General features: G+C 64.5%; 15 protein-coding genes. 7 read left to right on the forward strand and 8 right to left on the reverse strand.

The features are described 5' to 3' along the window. Nucleotide 1: 1 nt before the first annotated feature. The 4 genes from gspD to H6P80_RS10695 all read right to left on the reverse strand — a co-directional run bounded on the left by gspD (nt 2) and on the right by H6P80_RS10695 (nt 4,390). Entirely contained in the window at nt 2-2,113 is a 2,112-nt protein-coding gene (gene gspD / locus H6P80_RS10680) for a type II secretion system secretin GspD (protein ID WP_235973866.1), read from the reverse strand. A gap of 17 nt (nt 2,114-2,130) precedes the next feature. Beyond that, a complete protein-coding gene (locus tag H6P80_RS10685) occupies nt 2,131-3,000 on the reverse strand; it encodes a type II secretion system protein N (RefSeq protein ID WP_185801370.1) in 870 nt (289 codons plus the stop codon). A gap of 97 nt (nt 3,001-3,097) precedes the next feature. Continuing rightward, on the reverse strand, nt 3,098-3,895 hold the full coding sequence (locus H6P80_RS10690) for a prepilin peptidase (protein ID WP_185801371.1): 798 nt from the start codon (nt 3,893-3,895) through the stop codon (nt 3,098-3,100). An 18-nt stretch (nt 3,896-3,913) separates the two neighbouring features. Then, the gene (locus H6P80_RS10695) at nt 3,914-4,390 is read right to left on the reverse strand and encodes an SH3 domain-containing protein (protein ID WP_328804992.1); all 477 of its coding nucleotides are present in this window, start codon (nt 4,388-4,390) and stop codon (nt 3,914-3,916) included. Between the two features lie 127 nt (nt 4,391-4,517). Here H6P80_RS10695 and H6P80_RS10700 point away from each other — a divergent pair, with 127 nt between their 5' ends. After that, nucleotides 4,518-5,507: a 2-hydroxyacid dehydrogenase gene (locus tag H6P80_RS10700; RefSeq protein ID WP_185801373.1), complete on the forward strand. Its 990-nt coding sequence runs from the start codon at nt 4,518-4,520 to the stop codon at nt 5,505-5,507. Between the two features lie 32 nt (nt 5,508-5,539). Then, nucleotides 5,540-6,844 (forward strand): ammonium transporter, encoded by a 1,305-nt coding sequence (locus H6P80_RS10705; RefSeq protein ID WP_235973867.1) that lies wholly within the window; start codon nt 5,540-5,542, stop codon nt 6,842-6,844. Nucleotides 6,845-6,880: 36 nt separating this feature from the next. Here H6P80_RS10705 and H6P80_RS10710 read toward each other — a convergent pair whose 3' ends face one another. The 4 genes from H6P80_RS10710 to H6P80_RS10725 all read right to left on the reverse strand — a co-directional run bounded on the left by H6P80_RS10710 (nt 6,881) and on the right by H6P80_RS10725 (nt 11,322). Continuing rightward, nucleotides 6,881-8,284, reverse strand: coding sequence for an NAD(P)H-dependent flavin oxidoreductase (locus H6P80_RS10710; RefSeq protein WP_185801374.1), 1,404 nt, complete (start codon nt 8,282-8,284; stop codon nt 6,881-6,883). Nucleotides 8,285-8,347: 63 nt separating this feature from the next. Then, nucleotides 8,348-9,484, reverse strand: coding sequence for a glycosyltransferase family 4 protein (locus tag H6P80_RS10715; RefSeq protein ID WP_185801375.1), 1,137 nt, complete (start codon nt 9,482-9,484; stop codon nt 8,348-8,350). 39 nt (nt 9,485-9,523) lie between these two features. After that, the gene (locus H6P80_RS10720; RefSeq protein ID WP_185801376.1) at nt 9,524-10,345 is read right to left on the reverse strand and encodes an outer membrane protein; all 822 of its coding nucleotides are present in this window, start codon (nt 10,343-10,345) and stop codon (nt 9,524-9,526) included. 86 nt (nt 10,346-10,431) lie between these two features. Further along, nucleotides 10,432-11,322, reverse strand: coding sequence for an alpha/beta fold hydrolase (locus tag H6P80_RS10725; RefSeq protein ID WP_328804994.1), 891 nt, complete (start codon nt 11,320-11,322; stop codon nt 10,432-10,434). A 37-nt stretch (nt 11,323-11,359) separates the two neighbouring features. Between H6P80_RS10725 and H6P80_RS10730 the strand changes: the two genes are divergently transcribed. The 5 genes from H6P80_RS10730 (at nt 11,360) to H6P80_RS10750 (ending at nt 16,189) form a co-directional block, all read left to right on the forward strand. Beyond that, nucleotides 11,360-12,763 (forward strand): protein adenylyltransferase SelO family protein, encoded by a 1,404-nt coding sequence (locus H6P80_RS10730; RefSeq protein ID WP_185801377.1) that lies wholly within the window; start codon nt 11,360-11,362, stop codon nt 12,761-12,763. A gap of 34 nt (nt 12,764-12,797) precedes the next feature. Next, nucleotides 12,798-14,237, forward strand: coding sequence for a succinylglutamate-semialdehyde dehydrogenase (gene astD / locus H6P80_RS10735; protein ID WP_185801378.1), 1,440 nt, complete (start codon nt 12,798-12,800; stop codon nt 14,235-14,237). A 97-nt stretch (nt 14,238-14,334) separates the two neighbouring features. Continuing rightward, nucleotides 14,335-15,036, forward strand: coding sequence for a class I SAM-dependent methyltransferase (locus H6P80_RS10740; RefSeq protein WP_185801379.1), 702 nt, complete (start codon nt 14,335-14,337; stop codon nt 15,034-15,036). A gap of 62 nt (nt 15,037-15,098) precedes the next feature. After that, on the forward strand, nt 15,099-15,896 hold the full coding sequence (gene cobA, locus H6P80_RS10745) for a uroporphyrinogen-III C-methyltransferase (protein WP_185801380.1): 798 nt from the start codon (nt 15,099-15,101) through the stop codon (nt 15,894-15,896). Beyond that, a complete protein-coding gene (locus tag H6P80_RS10750) occupies nt 15,893-16,189 on the forward strand; it encodes a DUF2849 domain-containing protein (RefSeq protein WP_185801381.1) in 297 nt (98 codons plus the stop codon). Before cobA ends, H6P80_RS10750 begins: the two co-directional genes overlap by 4 nt.

Genomic DNA, 16,189 nt, shown 5'->3' on the forward strand with positions numbered 1-16,189 from the left:
CTCACTCCTCCTCGGGCTGCGGCACCGGCACGGTGCGCACCGTCGTGCTGCTAGTGCTGACTTCGGGCAGGATGATTTGGGGATCGATAGGCGGTGGGACTACGGGCGGTCGGCCCGGCGGCGTCATACCGAGATATTGGCGCACCAAGGTGTCGATCGGCGGCTCACGATCGGGATTGGCGAGATATTGCTGCGCGCGGACATAGCCGTAGCGCCGCTCCATCACTTCGCGCCGGTCCTCCGCCGTGCTCAGGATCGTCGGCCGGATAAAGACGACAAGGTTGGTCTTGACCCGGGAGCGCCCACGCGAGCGGAACAGCTCGCCGATGATCGGGATATCGCCGAGGATGGGGATGCGCTGGATTGTGCGCCTCTCATTGTCGTCGAGCAGGCCGCCAAGCGCGATGATTTCACCGTCATTGACGCTGACCGTCGTCTGGATCTCGCGCTTGTTGATGATCAGCTCGTTGAAATCGTCCGACACTGGCCCGGCAATCGAGCTCACTTCCTGCCGGATATCGAGCCGGATCGCCCCGCCGGCGTTGATCTGCGGCCGGACCTCCAGCTCGATGCCGACATTTTCCCGCTGGATCGTCCGGAAGGCGTTGTCGAAATTGCTGGATAACGCTTCGCCGGTCGAGATCGGGATTTCCTGGCCGACCAGGATATGGGCTTCCTGATTGTCGAGCGTGGTGATCGACGGGGTCGAAAGCACGTTGGAATCGGTATCCTCCTGCACCGCGTTGAGGATGGCTCCGAAGATCAGGTCGGACCCGATTTCGGACGCGAAGCCGAGAAAGCCGCCGCGGGCGCCGAGGATCGAGCGCGCCGCATTTTCGCGCAGCAGATCGCCAACCCCCGAATTGTTGGTGGTCGTAACGACATTCCCGTTGATGACCGTAGTCGTCTGATCGAGTTCGTCGGCGAGTACGCCACCGGCAAGATCGAGGATGCGGGGACTGACATTGGAATAGTTGGTAACGGCGAACGGCGCGTCCTCTCCGCCGAACAGGAACTGGACGCCGAGCTCGCGCGCCGCCTGGTCCGAAATCTCGACGATGATCGCCTCGACCAGCACCTGATCGCGCCGCGTATCGAGCTGGCGGACGAGCTCGCCCAAGGTCCGCTGCATTTCGGGCGGCGCCGAGATGATGATCGCGTTGGCACCTTCATAGCCGGTGACGATGACCTGCTGGCCGGGACGTCCGCCGATCGATGCGGCATCGCCGCCACCCGAAGCCGGAGCGGCCGCGGCTGCAGGTGCGGGTGCCCCGCTGGACGTTGCGCCCGATACGCTGGACGCCTGCCCGGTCACCCGTTCGAGCACCGGCAGGATCTGCGCGGCATCGGCGAATTCCAGAAAGATCACGCGAATCTCGGTACCGCTGGCGGCGCGCGCATCGAGTTCGCGGGCGAGTGCGGCAAGCCGGGAAACGGTGGCCGGGTCACCGCGCAGCAGCAACGAATTGGAACTGTCGACCGGCACCACGGCAGCGGGCGCCGGACCTTCGCCTCCGGTCACCAGCGCCTGCAGCGAAGCCGCGATTTCGCGCGCGCCGGCATTGGAAAGCGAGATAACCTCGCTGTTGGAATTGTCGATATCGACCCGCGAGATCACTTCGCGCATCCGCCGGACATTGTCGGCGAAATCGGCGATGACGAGCGAGTTGCCCGCGGTGTTGGCGGTGATCGAGCCCTCCTGGCTGACGAGCGGACGCAATGTTTCGACCGCGCTCGTGGAGGGGATATTGCGCAGCCGGAATATCTCCGTGACGAAAGCGTTGTTGGAGGCGCGCGCCGATCCGACCGCTGTCGGCTGCGCGGCGGCGTTGGCGGTCGGTTGGATACGCAGGGCGCCGCCCGCGGTCGGCACGGCGACGAGACCGTTGGCGCGCAGCGTGGAGAGGAACACTTCGAAATATTCGGAGCGCGAAAGCGGCCGGTCCGTCACCACCGTCACTGTACCGCTGACGGCGGGATCGATCACGAACGTCCGTCCGGTGACCCGCGACGCATCCTGGATAAAGGCGCGGACATCGGCGTTGCGCAGGTTCAGCACATGTTGCGCGCTGACCGGCGCCAAGGGTGCGGCGATCAGGGCCAAGAGGGCCATAACGGAATAGATTTTCTTCATTCGCTTACCCTTGCGCGAAACGAAACGGTTTCGCCATTGCGTTCGACTTGGACGAAGCCGTCCCCCTGCCCCAACTGGCTGGCAAAGGTGACGGCCTGCCCCATATCCTGAACCCGCTCGCCGTTGATCGAGGTGATGATGTCGCCGGGCTCGAAACCGGCGGCGCGCATCGCCGCCGCATCTTCGCCGCTCGGCTGGAGAATGATGCCGGTGACGCGATTACCTTCGCGGCGCGGCGAAATCTGCGTGCCGCCGGCAAGCTGGGACGGCGTGACCGCACGGCCGCCCGACGGTCGCCGCGCCGCTTGCGCGGCGGGCGACGGGGCGGATGCGGCCGGCCGACTGGCAGCAGGTGATGCGGCGGCCTGTTGCGCGGGCGGCGCGGACGGTGACGTCGATTGATCGAGGAAAATCTGTTCGCTGGCGCCGCCCCGGGAAATCGTCACAAAATCGAAATCGACCGCTTCCAGCACGACACCCGGCATGATCTCGTCGCCGACGGTGAAGCTGTCCTGCTGGCCGCCGGCCAGAGCGATAATCGCCGATCCGCGTCCGCTCGCCTGGTCCTGCCGCACGCCATAGAGTTTGAGATCGAGATCGGTGACGACGATCCGGCCATCGCCCTCAAGGCGGAAAAACGGGTCGAAGCTTTCGAACAATGCCATATCGGGCGCGCCCAGAGCGGGCATTCCACCATCGCTGCGCCACTCGCCGACCGGGCCAACCGGCGTCGCCACCGCCCAGAACAGCCGCGCGCACTGGACGGCAAGCACCGCCAGCAGCAGCAGCTCCAGCGCGGAAATCCAGTTTGTACGCGGTAGCCGTCTCAGCAGTCGCTGGGCACGGGCATCGAGCGATAGGCGCATGAATAGTTCCCCGAAACACGCCCGCTAGGCGCACAGTGTTACACCCCGATGACGGCTTTTATGACAATTCGGTGACATGTGCGACTCTGAGAGCGACTCAAAGCCCCGGAAAAATTGCCGAAATCGCGTCGCGCGCCAGCCAGAGCGGCCATGCCGCAACGGCAAGGAAAGCACCAAAGGGAAACCTGTCGGTAGCGGTCACGGGCTCGCCGCGGGCCCGCGAAGAAATAATCGCGAGCAGCCCCGTCACGCTCGCGAGCAGCAGCACGAAAGGCAGCATCGTCCAGCCGAGCCAGGCGCCGATTGCCGCGAGCAGTTTCGAATCGCCGCCGCCCAGCCCCTCGCGCCCGCGGATCATCCGATAGGCCTGGCCAATCAGGAACAGCGTGAAGAACCCCGCGGTCGCGCCGACCAGGCTGTCGGCCGGCGCTGGCCGCTCCGTCAGCCAGGAAAAAACGAAGCCGAATGCCACGAGCGGCATGGTGAGCCTGTCCGGCAGCCAGAAATGGCGGATGTCGAGTATTGCAAGCGCTACCAATCCCCATCCGAAAATCGCGCCACCCAACCCGACAAGCCCGGGATGGAAAATAAAGGCCAGCGCACCGACCAGTCCCGCGGCCAGTTCCGCAACCGGGTGCGCCCGGTCGATATCGCCGCCGCACTGCCGGCAGCGTCCGCGATTGGCCAGGAAACTGAGGAGAGGGACAAGGTCTCGCGGGGCGAGTGGCGCGCGGCAGGCATCGCAATGCGAACGCCCCCTTGTCGCCCCGCGCCCCGCCGGCCAGCGGATCGCGAGCGTGGCGAGATAGCTGCCAACGATAACGCCCAGCAGAAAACCGAACCCCGCGCGCGCCTCTACAGGGAGCGCCGCCGCCGCTGCGACAATTTCATCCATCAGAGGAAATCGGCTCGGCTAATCGACCTGCTCATCGGCTCCGACGCCATAGATATGGCCGACCTCCACGAAACCGCTGCGGCCATGGACGTCGAACTCGCACCAGCCGTTCCGGCAGTGGCTGATCCGCCCTACAACTCCCGGCTCCGCGCGATAGCGAATTCCCGCGCCCGCCTGCGGGGCCTCGCGCAGTGGCCGGACATCGCCGACAATCATTGCCGTGCGTTCGCTCGACAGCAAATTGACCAGCATCCAGCCCTGCACGCCTTCCGGATCCTCGACCTTGCGCCAATTCTGATAAATCTCGATGACCCGCACCGGCAGCCCCTCACGCTGGTAAAGCCAACTGATCGGGAAGTTGCGCCCCGGGCCCGTGCGCATCCGTGCCTGCCCCGCGGCGACCGATGCCCAATAGGGCGGGTCGCGGTCCTGCGCGGCAAGGCTTTGGGGAATCGTCAGGCTCAGCAGCGCGACGATCGCCGTCAAGAATCGCAAGCCCCTTCTCATTTTCGCGCTGCCCCTTCTGCCTGTGGTCGCCAACCGTCTCTAAACACTGCCACGGCTCCGCTTCAAGCCGCGATCCGCTTGACGCATGGCGGCGCACGCGCCAATTCCCCTTGCGATGACAGAAACCCACCGCCCGAAGACGATCGTCACCCGCAAACTACCCGCCGCCGTCGAGGCGCGGATGGCCGAGCTTTTCGATCTCGAGCTGAACGCCAGCGACGTGCCGATGACCGAGGCGCAGCTCAAGGAAGCGGTTGCGCGCTGCGAAGTGTTCGTACCGACGGTAAGCGACGATATTACGGCGGACGTACTCTCGGCCGCCGGCTCGCAACTGAAGCTGATCGCGAATTTCGGCGTCGGGGTCGATCATATCGACCTGGCGGCCGCCCGCGCGAAGGACATCCTCGTCACCAACACGCCGGGCGTGCTGACCGAAGACACCGCGGACATGGTCATGGCGTTGATCCTTGCCGTGCCCCGCCGCCTCGCCGAGGGCGAAAAGCAGGTGCGCGCTGGCAAGTGGCGAGGCTGGGCGCCGACCGGCATGCTCGGCCACCGGGTCAACGGGAAGCGGCTCGGCATAATCGGCATGGGGCGCATTGGCAGGGCCGTGGCCCAGCGCGCCCGCGCCTTCGGCCTGGAGATTCATTATCACAACCGCCATCGTCTACCCGACCAGGTCGAAGAGGAATTGGCGGCAACCCATCACGAGGATCTCGACGACATGCTCGCCGATATCGACATCCTCACGATCAATTGTCCCTATACCAGCGAAACCCGTCACCTGATCGACGAGCAGCGGCTCGCGCTGCTGGGATCCGACGTATACATTATCAACGCGGCGCGCGGCGAAATCATCGACGAACAGGCACTGACGGACGCCCTGGAAAAAGGCACGATCGCCGGTGCAGGCCTCGATGTCTACGAGAACGAACCGCATATCGGCGAACGGCTGCTCGCGCTCGAAAATGTCGTGCTGCTGCCGCATCTCGGCTCGGCGACGTTCGAAGGGCGCGAGGCAATGGGCGACCGGGTGATCGCGAATATCCGCGTCTGGGCGGACGGCCACAGGCCGCCGGACCAGGTGCTCGAAGGCTGGGCCTGAGCCCAACTAATTATATAATCGGGGGAGCGACGATGGCGAGGATTTTGAAAGCGGCGGCCGCTACGGCGGCGGCGGTCATGGTGGGAACCGCGCATGGGGCAACCGGCCTCCCCGCGCCCGTCGTCGTCAACTCGGGCGATACCGCCTGGCTGCTCACCGCGAGCGCGCTGGTGCTGATGATGACGCTGCCGGGCCTTGCGCTTTTCTACGGCGGGCTGGTGCGGACCAAGAATTTCCTCTCGGTCGTCATCCAGGTTTTCGGCATCGCCTGTATCGCTTCCATCCTCTGGGTGGCGATCGGATACAGCCTCGTATTTGCCGAAGGATCGCCGTTCCTGGGCGGTACCGGCCTCGCCATGCTTTCCGGGCTAGGCGAAGTGTTTCCCGGCACCACCGTTCCCGAAACCAGCTTCGCGCTGTTCCAGATGACCTTCGCGATCATCACCCCCGCGCTGATGGTCGGCGCCTGGGTGGAGCGCGCGCGTTTCGGCTGGGTGATGGTGTTTTGCTCGCTGTGGCTGCTGATCGTCTATGTGCCGGTCGCACACTGGATCTGGGGCGGCGGCTGGCTCGCAACCCGCGGCGCGATGGATTTCGCCGGCGGCATCGTCGTCCACACCACGGCTGGCGTCTCGGCGCTCGTGATCGCCCTGCTGCTGGGCCGCCGCGACGGCTTTCCCAAGAAACTGATCCCGCCGCACGGCGCCGCCGTCACCATGGCGGGCGCGGCCTTGCTCTGGGTCGGCTGGTTCGGGTTCAACGGCGGATCGGGCTTGGTTGCCGATTTCGGCGCCGGTCAGGCGATCCTCAACACCCATATCGCAGCCAGTGTGGCCGCGCTGAGCTGGGCCGCGATCGAAAAGATCCGCTTCGGCAAATCGACCGGAATCGGCATGGCGACCGGCGTCATTGCAGGCCTAGCGACGATTACCCCGGCGGCGAATGTCGTCGGCATCGGCGGCGCGATGCTGCTCGGGCTTCTCGCGGGCATCATCTGTTTCGGCGCCGTCGGCCTGATCAAGCGGCGCTTCGCGATCGACGATTCGCTCGACGTCTTTGCCGTCCACGGCGTCGGCGGGATGCTCGGCGCAATCCTGCTCGCCATATTCATGGCGCCCGGGCTGGGCGGCGTCGGTTATGCCGATGGCAACACGATGGCAAATCAGCTGATGACCCAGCTCGTCGCGGTCGGCGTTGTCGCACTGTGGTCGCTCGTCGCGACCGCCGCGCTCGCCTGGATCACCGGCATCGTCTTCCCGATGCGCGCGACGCGCGATCAGGAGTTGGAAGGGCTGGACCTCTCCCAGCATGGCGAAAAGGCCTGGGATTTCGAATAGGGATTGCGAACGAACGCCCCATAAGGGGCCGGGGCGCTAATCCCCGGTCTGGATACGCTCGACGAGCTGCTTCACGGTCGGCACGAAGCCGTTTGAATAGAAGGGGTCCGTCTTGAAATTGAAGGCGTTGTGCCCGGCGAACATCAGATTATGTTCCATCGGCCCGCCATGGACGATGTCCTGCAGGGTCTTCTGGATGCAGAAGGAACGTGGATCGGCGAGCCGGCCGGTCGTGTAATTGTCCTTGTCCTTCCAAGACGAGAATTGGCACTGCGACAGACAGCCCATGCAATCGGCCTGATCCTTGCGGATGAGCGCCGCTTCTTCGGACGTCACGAAAACGAGCGTGTTGTCCGGCGTTTTCAGCGCCATCGCAAAGCCCAGCGCATCCCATTCCCGGGCGCGCAGCAGGTCGTTGCGGGTGACCCAGTAATTCTTGCCCCGCACACCGACATCGAGCTGATACTGGTGATCGCCGGCCGCTTCGAGCGAAAAGGCGATCTGGCGTTCCGATCGCCCCTCGAGATTTTTGAGGAAATCGTTGCGCACGGCCGAAGAGTAGAAGCCCGTGGGCGAAAATTTGTGGAGCAGGATATCGCCCTCGTCGAGGGTCATCAGCCGGTCTTTCCACGCCTGCGGAATCGGGCTTTCCTGGGTCAGCAGCGGACGGGTGCCGTACTGGAAGGCGACCTGGCCGAGCTCGGGGTTGCCGATCCACTCTTCCCAGTCGCGCAGATACCAGACGCCGCCGGCCATCACGATCGGCAGGTCGTCCGAAATCCCTTCGGCGCGCATCACATCGCGCAATTCCTTGACACGCGGATAGGGATCTTCGGGCTTTTCCGGGTCTTCGGCATTGGACAGGCCGTTATGGCCGCCGGCCTTCCACGGATCCTCGTAAACGACCGCGCCCAGCCATTCGGCGGCCTTCGAGTAAGCGCGCTTCCACAGCGCGCGAAAGGCGCGGGCCGAACTGATGATGGGCAGATAGTGAACTTCGTACTGGGCGGCGATCTCGGAGAGCTTGTAGGGCATGCCCGCGCCGCAGGTGACGCCGGAAACCAGCCCCTTCGTCCGTTCGAGAACGCCGTTGAGAACGGCCTGAGCCCCGCCCATTTCCCAAAGCACGTTGATGTTGATGGCGCCGCGTCCGCTAGCGACGTCGAAGGCGCGCTTCACCTGCTCGACCGCGCCGTCGATCGCATACTGGATCAGTTCCTCGTGCCGGTCGACACGCTTGGCACCGTGATAGACTTGCGGGATGACCCGGCCATCGGCGTCGTAATTGTCGGCGTTGACGGCCGAAACCGTACCGATGCCACCGGCCGCCGCCCAGGCGCCGGAACTCATATGGTTGGTCGCGGCAACGCCCTTGCCGCCTTCGATCAGCGGCAGCACTTCGCGCCCGCCGTAGCTGATCGCTTCGATACCCTTGAACATAGTGTCTCCGACCCGTTTTTTTTGGCCTATACTGGCATTTTCGGAGGTGCGCGACCTCTTTGCTCAGGCTGTGAACAGTTCCGGACGGCCCAATGCGGCCGCGTAAAGTGCGCGATATTCCCCGATCATGTGGATTTCATCGAACTGGGCGCGCGCTTTTTCGCGGTTCGCTGCGCCCGTTGCGCTTCGGACATCGCGATCCATGGCCAGAATGTCAAGCGCGCCGGCCAGCGCATCGGCGCTCCTCTCGACCACGAATCGCCGATTTTCCGACGCGATCATCGAAGCGACATCGCCGATATCGGGCGATACCACGGGCAATCCGGCAGCCATCGCCTCGACGACCGAGATCGGGAATTGCTCGCTGAGAGAGGAGAGCGCAAAAATGTCGAAATGGCCGACATAGCGCCAGGGCCGTTCGAGAAAACCGGCCAGCAGCACGCGGTCCGAAATGCCGCAGGCCATCGCCTCCGCCTCGATCGCTTCGCGCTCGGGACCTTCGCCGACGATGACCAGCCGGACATGATCGGGAAGCTGCGCGACGGCGCGCACGAGCAGGGGCAGGTCCTTCACCGCGCGCAGGCCGGCGATCGTACCGATTACCATGTCTCCCTCGCGCCGCTCGAAACCGGGAATCGCATCGCGTTCGGGCGGTCCGCCATAGCGGGCTGTGGCGATGCCGTTCGGAATGTGCCGCACCCGCTCGTCGGGCTGCTTCCAGACCGCTCGGGCGATGTCCTGCAACCTGTTCGAGGGCACGACGAGCCGATAGAGTGTGCGAAAGGCCAGTCGGCGGTAGAGAGTACGGCTGAGCTTGAGGCCGTCGGCCTCGTCGGCATTGAAACCGTCTTCGTGATGAATGATCGGCGGCAGACCGCTGCCGGCAAGCCGATGCGCCATCACCCCGTCCATCGCGCCCCAATTATAGCTGAGCACGAGATCGAAGCCTTTCATATAGGCCGCCAGCGCGCGCATCCGGGCGCTCGTCGGCCTTCCGGCAAGCGCCGGAGCATCTTCCGGGAAATCGACGGCGAGACCGGGGTCGATCGCCGCGCGCGCGCCGAGCTGATCGGGCATGGCGCTGACGATCGAATGGCGCACGCGCTCGCCGAAATCGTTCATCAGGCGAATCGCGCGCGCTTCCTTTCCGCCAAGCGAAAAGGTCGAATGGAGGTGGATGATGTGCGGCGTTGCGGCCATTACTCCCCCCTCCCCCCAACGAAACTCCGCAGATCAGCCCTAGAAGCGGTAGCTCATCCGCACGAGCAGCTGGATATCGGACAGGCCGACCCGGGTCGGGACCGTCGGCGTATCGGCCGAGCCCGCGACATCGTAGGTTTTGGAGCCATAGTTCGAATAACGCAGCTCTATGCTGCCAAGGGCGTGCCCGCCGAACCAGCCGAGAATGCCTGCGCCGCCCGTCCAGCCCATATGGTTGGCGCTGTCCGAAGCGGTAACCGTGCGCGTGCCGTCGACGCCGTCCTGCACCAGCGTATTGCCCACACTATCGACGCTGACATGCGCCGCGGCGAGACCTGCCGTGACGAAATAGACGAGATCCTCGTTGCGCATCCCGACCCGGACGCGAGCCGAGCCGGAATAGTCGATATCGGCCGAGACATTGCTGGTCAGCAGGCGCGCCGGCGGCGCGGGGTCGCCGGTAACCTCTTCGATCAGCTGGGCCTCGTAATTGGTGCCCGCGGTGGTGATCGAGGCATCGACCTCGATGCCGAACAGCATGTCGCGCGTCGCATAGTTGAACCCGACCTGGCCGCCGCCGAGCAGGCTGAGGCCGCTACCGTTGCTATCACGCGGGATCGTCGCATCGGCGGCAGGCAGCACGATATCGGGATCGCCGGCGGTTGCGCCGGGAATGGTTTCTTCCGGTCGGGTCACGGTCCGCGAACCCAGGCTGATCGTGCCCCGGGTCATCCCCACATGAATGCCCGCATAAACCCCCGAAAAGGGATCGCGCGCGCTGGTTTCGGCGGACGCCCCGGTTACGGGAACGGCAAATGCAGCGACGGACGCGGCGGTAAGGAATATGCTTTTCTTGAACACGGCGGGCTATCCTCTCCAGAACTCGGGGAATTACGGGTCCCGCGAATAGTCGAGTTGCCGCGCCCCCGCAACGGCGCAGCAGACAATCACGCGGATTGTCGTTCGCGCTCTTCCACCCGTTCCAGCAACCGGTCGATGGCGGAAACCGCTTCGGGTTCGTCGAGCAGCGGCGCATGGCCCGTGTCGGGCACGACCGTAATGTCGAGATCGGGCTTGCGGCGCTGCATCTCGGCGGCAGTGGCGGCGGACAGAAGCTCGGACAGCGCGCCGCGCACGAGCATTGTCGGCACATCGGCGAGTTTGGCAAAGGCCGTCCACATATCGAAGCCCGATTCGCCGCCCGTCACGCGCAGCGGCTCGGCAATCCGCATGTCGTAGTCATAGCCGATGCGCCCGGACGGCTGGAGCTTGCAGAGCCGCTTCGCCATCGCCAGCCACTGTTCCAGGGCCCAGTTCGGATACACGTCTCCAAAGCCGTTCTGGAGATTGCGCGCCGCGTGGAGCCAAGTCGGGAAATTGCCGCCCTTGCCGACATAGCCCCTGATCCGCTCCAGACCCTCGTCTTCCAGCACCGGGCCGATATCGTTGAGCAGCGCGCCCGCAAGCCGCTCCGGCCGTGTCGCCGCCTGCAGCATCGTCACGATTCCGCCCAGCGACGTGCCGAACGCGACATAGCGTCCGATCTTCTCGGCCGCCAGAAACGCCTCGACATCCTGCACATAGGTAAGCGGAACATAGCTTAGCGGATCGGGCGCATAGGCGCTCTCGCCGCGGCCGCGCATTTCCAGCACGTACAGCTTCCAGTCCCCGGCCAGCCGCTCGGCAACCGGCTCCCAGTCCCGCGCATTGCGCGTGAGCCCGTGCATGCAGATGATCGGCGGCTTTTCGGCCGGCCCGTCATAGAGACGATAGTGGAGACGCAGCCCGTCTTTCGACCACCACACACCGTCTTTATATTCCGCCCGAGTTTCCGGCACGCTTGCTTCCTTCCATCAGAGCCCCCCATATCGAGCAATGGCCATTTCCCCGCAAGCGTCGTCCTACACGCCCGATCCGGCGATCCTCGAGCTCGGCCCCGATTTCTACGATCCGGTCGAAGCGGCGGACTTTCCCCAGACAATCCTGCGGTTCCGCAACGATCGCTGGGCGACGACGGTGGGGCTCGCCGATCTCTCCGACGAGGAATGGCTCGCCCATTTCGGCCGGTTCCAGCCGCTCGACGGCAATCTGCCGCAGCCGCTGGCGCTGCGCTATCACGGCCACCAGTTCCGCAACTACAACCCGGATATCGGCGATGGCCGGGGATTCCTCTTCGCCCAGATGCGCGATGGACTGGACCGGTTGATGGACCTCGGCACCAAGGGATCGGGCCGGACACCCTATAGCCGTTTCGGCGACGGGCGGCTCACATTGAAGGGCGGCGTGCGCGAAATCCTGGCGACGGAAATGCTCGAGGCGCTCGGCGTCGAAACCTCGAAGAGCTTTTCGCTGATCGAGACGGGAGAAGCGCTGGAACGCGGCGACGAACCTTCTCCCACCCGCTCCTCGGTGCTGGTCCGGCTTTCCCACGGCCATATCCGCATCGGCACTTTTCAGCGGCTCGCTACGCTCCGCCAGCCGGAGAATATGCAAAAGCTCGTCGCCTATTGCCTCGACCGGTATTTCGGCGAGCAGGGCGGTGCGGATGGGCCCGAGCGCCTGCTCGCCCATGTCGTGCAAGGCGGAGCGAAGCTCGCCGCTTCCTATATGGCCGCCGGTTTCGTCCATGGCGTTCTCAACAGCGACAATATCGCGATCACGACCGAAAGCTTCGATTACGGCCCCTGGCGCTTCACCCCCAACTGGACGCCGGGCTTCACCGCCGCCTATTTCGACGAGGCCGGGCTCTATTGCTTCGCGCGGCAGGCCGAAGCGATCCATTGGGGTATCGCCCAGCTCGCGGTTTCGCTGCGCCTCATCGCCGAGGCCGAACCGCTGATCCCGCTCGTCGAAAGCTTCGGCGAGCGGTACCGCCAGGCCTATGTCGATGCGATGCTCGCGCGCCTGGGGGTCGCCAGCCGCGGCATGAACCAGGATATCACCCTGCTGACCGCGATCGAAGAAGCGATGCGCGACGCCGATATCGCCATCGACCGCTTCTTCTTCGACTGGCGCGGCGGACAGCGGCGCGCGCCCTCCCCCGCCGACACGCTCTACGCCGCCGACCCGTTCCGCAAAGTTGCCGACGCGATGGCCACCTATGCCGCCGAAGCGCCAGTCCATCCCTATTGGTCCGACGCGGCCCCCTGCTCGATGCATATCGACGAAGTCGAGGCGATCTGGGCGCGGATCGACGAGGCCGACGACTGGCAAGCCCTTCACGACAAGATCGCCGCCATCCGCCGAATGGGCGATGCAATGGGCGGGAAACAGACGTGAATCTCGCCGCTTGCCTCTACCGGGGCGCGCGGGCATGGTTGGGCGAAATCATGTTGGGCAACTCGTGACCGAATCGATCTTTTCTTCCAATCCGGCGACCGGCGAGAATATCTGGGAACGCCCTGTCGGCGATGCCGAGACCGAAGTCGAAATCGCCCGTGGCGGCTGGGCCGCCTGGGCGGCGCGTTCGCACAGCTATCGCATTGAAACGATGCGGCGTTTTGCCAATATCGTGCGCGGCAAGCTCGAAGAATTCTCGAAGCTCATATCGGCGGAAACCGGCAAGCCCTTCTGGGAGACCCGGACCGAGGTCGAGGCCGTCATCAACAAGGTCGATATCTCGGTCGAATCCTATTTCGAGCGCACCCCGATGCTCCACAAGGAAGGTGCGCTTAGCGAGCAGAATGCGCTGCGCCACAAGCCGCACGGCGTGCTCGCGGTGCTCGGGCCGTTCAATTTCCCGGCGCACCTGCCCAACGGCCATATCGTGCCCGCCCTGATTGCCGGCAACGCAGTCGTCTTCAAACCTTCGGAAAAGACACCCGCGGTCGGCGAATATCTGGTCGATTGCTACCACGAGGCCGGGGTACCGGAAGATGTCGTCCGGCTGCTCGTCGGCGGGCCTCAGCAGGGCCAGCAGCTTGCGGGGTGCGAAGGTATCGACGGCGTACTCTTTACCGGCTCGGCGCGTGCCGGAATGGCGCTGCACAAGCATTTCGCCGATCGGCCCGACAAGATTCTCGCGCTCGAACTCGGCGGCAACAATCCGCTCGTCGTCTGGGACGCGCCCGATCTCGGTGCGGCGGCGGCACTGGCCGTCCAGTCCGCCTTTATGACCGCAGGCCAGCGCTGCACCGCCGCGCGGCGCCTGATCGTCGAAGACGGCAAGCAACAGGCGCTGCTTAAAGAGATCGAAAAGATCATCGAGAAGATCATCGTCGGCCCACCCGACGCCACTCCGGCGCCGTTCATGGGTTGCGTGATCGACAATCAGTCCGCCGACCAGGTGATGGAAAGCTTCATGGACATCCTGATGAAGGGCGGCAAGGCGATCTCCTACATGCATCGCACCGAAGACGATAAACCGTTCCTCACGCCCGGCCTGATCGACGTTACCGGCGTCGATGACATTCCCGACGAAGAGGTTTTCGGTCCGTTGCTCCAGGTTATCCGCGTCCCCGATTTCGAATCGGCGATCGCCGAGGCGAACAATACGCGGTTCGGTCTGTCGGCCTCGCTGATCAGCGGGTCGCCCGAACTCTATAATCGCTTCTGGGCCGGCGCGCGGGCGGGAATCATCAACTGGAACAAGCCGACCAACGGGGCCTCGTCCCGGGCGCCTTTCGGCGGTGTCGGCTATTCGGGCAACCACCGCCCGGCGGCCTATTATGCCGCCGACTATTGCGCCTATCCGGTCGCTTCGTCCGAAGCGCCCTCGGCCCGCGCCACGATCGGTGTCGGCCTCAAGGAATAGGCGCTTCGCGCGACTCGCTCCGTTATTCGCCGCCGGCGATTGACGCATCTGCTTCCGATTATATAATGTTATATCAAGACAATCAGGAAGCCCCGCCATGTCCGACACTGTGATCCAGGACGCCTTCAAAGGCGAAAATGCCCGCTCCTATGACGATCAATGGTCGAAGCTCGACCCGTTCCGCCGGGTCCAGCATCTCCTGCTCGACATTGCTTTTGACGAACTGCCCGCCAAGGCCCGTATCCTGAGCGTCGGCGCGGGCACCGGCCAGGAAATCCTGTTCCTCGCAGAAAAACATCCGGGCTGGTCGTTTGTCGCGGTCGATCCCTCCGCAGACATGCTGGCGGTATGCCGGGAGAAGATGGACGCGATCGGAGCCGGGGACCGGTGCCGCTATCACGCCGGCTTTCTTGAGTCGCTGTCTGAAACCGAGCCGTTCGATGCGGCAACCTGCCTGCTCGTATCGCATTTCCTGCTGGACCAGGATGCGCGCGATGCCCTGTTCGCCGATATCGCGCGCCGGCTATCCCCCGGGGGTCATCTCGTAAGCGCCGACCTTTCCGACGAAGCCACCGATACCCCCTTGTTCGATTTCTGGCTCAAGGCAATGGGCTATGCCGGCATTTCCGGAGACCGGCAGGAACAGTATCGAACGGCGATCGCCCAGGCCGTCGCGCTCCTCCCGCCAGCAGCGATCGAAGCCATGCTTGAACGCACCGGCTTCGAAAAGCCGGTGCAGATACTGCGCACCGGCCTGATCGCGGGCTGGTATGCGCGGCTCCCGGCACCGACAAGCTGAACTAAACCCGCGCCAAGCAAGCATCATTTGTCTGTGAACCGGATTTTGGCCATTTAGGCTGCATGGAAAAGCCGACCACAGCTACCGGCCCCAGGGCCGCGGGAAAGGTGCTCCTCGTGGGCGCCGGCCCCGGCGATCCGGATCTGATGACCGTGCGCGCGGTGAATGCGCTCGCCACCGCCGACCTGGTCGTTCATGACGGGCTCGTCGACCCGCGCATCCTGGCGCTGATACCGGCGGAAACCCCGCGTATCTCGGTCGCCAAGCAGCGCAGCCGCCACACTGTTCCGCAGCCCGGCATCAACGCGCTGCTCGTCGAAAAGGCTTGGGAAGGCCTCACCATCGTCCGCCTCAAGGGCGGCGATCCGTTCATTTTCGGGCGCGGCGGCGAAGAAGCCGAAGCGCTCCGGAAGGCCGGCGTCGATGTCTCTATCGTACCCGGCATATCCGCCGCGCTCGGCGCTGCCGCTGACGCAGTGCTCCCTCTCACGCATCGCGATGCGTCGAGCGCGGTTACTTTCGTTGCCGGCCAGTGCAAGGGGCTGACCGATCAGGATTGGTCGGGCCTTGCCGGCACGGGCCGCACGCTTGTCATTTACATGGGCGTCGCCACCGCCACCGACATCGCCGACAAGCTCATCGCCGACGGTGTATCGCCGGCCATGCCTGTCGCCGTCATCGAACGCGCCTCGCGGCCCGACATGCGGGCGATCCGCTCGCTGCTCGCCGATCTTGGCGACATGGTAGAGCGCGAAGGCGTCGAGAGCCCGGCAATTATCGTCGTCGGCGAAGTCGTCGATCGTTCGAATGCCGAGGACAAGCTCATCGCCTTTGCAAAATCCGCGGAGAAGCTCGCATGAACATCCTCACCGGCAACGACCTGAAGACCGGCGACGTCGTCTGGTGGACCGGCGAAGCCTGGTCGCGCCATGTTTCGGACGCCGCCGAAATGGGCGAAAACGCTCCCGATGTGATGGCACGCGAAATCGCCGCCCGCACGGTTTCGGATTGCTATCTGGTCGATGCCGAGCGCACGGCCGAGGGTATCCTCCCCGTCCATATCAAGGAAAAGATCCGCGCCACCGGCCCCACGGTCCGTCCCGATCTCAAGCTCGCGCCGCCCGATCCGGCCGCGGGAAACTGGGTGATCTGA

The organism is Parasphingopyxis marina (assembly GCF_014237875.1).
In the GTDB taxonomy this organism is placed as follows: Bacteria; Pseudomonadota; Alphaproteobacteria; order Sphingomonadales; family Sphingomonadaceae; genus Parasphingopyxis; species Parasphingopyxis marina.

What these genes read in the sequence shown, in the direction of transcription:
- H6P80_RS10685 (WP_185801370.1), bottom strand. Translation starts at nt 3,000, where the DNA reads ATGCGCCTATCGCTCGATGCCCGTGCCCAGCGACTGCTGAGACGGCTA.
- H6P80_RS10730 (WP_185801377.1), top strand. Translation starts at nt 11,360, where the DNA reads ATGGCCATTTCCCCGCAAGCGTCGTCCTACACGCCCGATCCGGCGATC.
- H6P80_RS10700 (WP_185801373.1), top strand. Translation starts at nt 4,518, where the DNA reads ATGACAGAAACCCACCGCCCGAAGACGATCGTCACCCGCAAACTACCC.
- H6P80_RS10690 (WP_185801371.1), bottom strand. Translation starts at nt 3,895, where the DNA reads ATGGATGAAATTGTCGCAGCGGCGGCGGCGCTCCCTGTAGAGGCGCGC.
- astD (WP_185801378.1), top strand. Translation starts at nt 12,798, where the DNA reads ATGGTTGGGCGAAATCATGTTGGGCAACTCGTGACCGAATCGATCTTT.
- H6P80_RS10705 (WP_235973867.1), top strand. Translation starts at nt 5,540, where the DNA reads ATGGCGAGGATTTTGAAAGCGGCGGCCGCTACGGCGGCGGCGGTCATG.
- H6P80_RS10710 (WP_185801374.1), bottom strand. Translation starts at nt 8,284, where the DNA reads ATGTTCAAGGGTATCGAAGCGATCAGCTACGGCGGGCGCGAAGTGCTG.
- gspD (WP_235973866.1), bottom strand. Translation starts at nt 2,113, where the DNA reads ATGGCCCTCTTGGCCCTGATCGCCGCACCCTTGGCGCCGGTCAGCGCG.
- H6P80_RS10740 (WP_185801379.1), top strand. Translation starts at nt 14,335, where the DNA reads ATGTCCGACACTGTGATCCAGGACGCCTTCAAAGGCGAAAATGCCCGC.
- H6P80_RS10715 (WP_185801375.1), bottom strand. Translation starts at nt 9,484, where the DNA reads ATGGCCGCAACGCCGCACATCATCCACCTCCATTCGACCTTTTCGCTT.
- cobA (WP_185801380.1), top strand. Translation starts at nt 15,099, where the DNA reads ATGGAAAAGCCGACCACAGCTACCGGCCCCAGGGCCGCGGGAAAGGTG.
- H6P80_RS10750 (WP_185801381.1), top strand. Translation starts at nt 15,893, where the DNA reads ATGAACATCCTCACCGGCAACGACCTGAAGACCGGCGACGTCGTCTGG.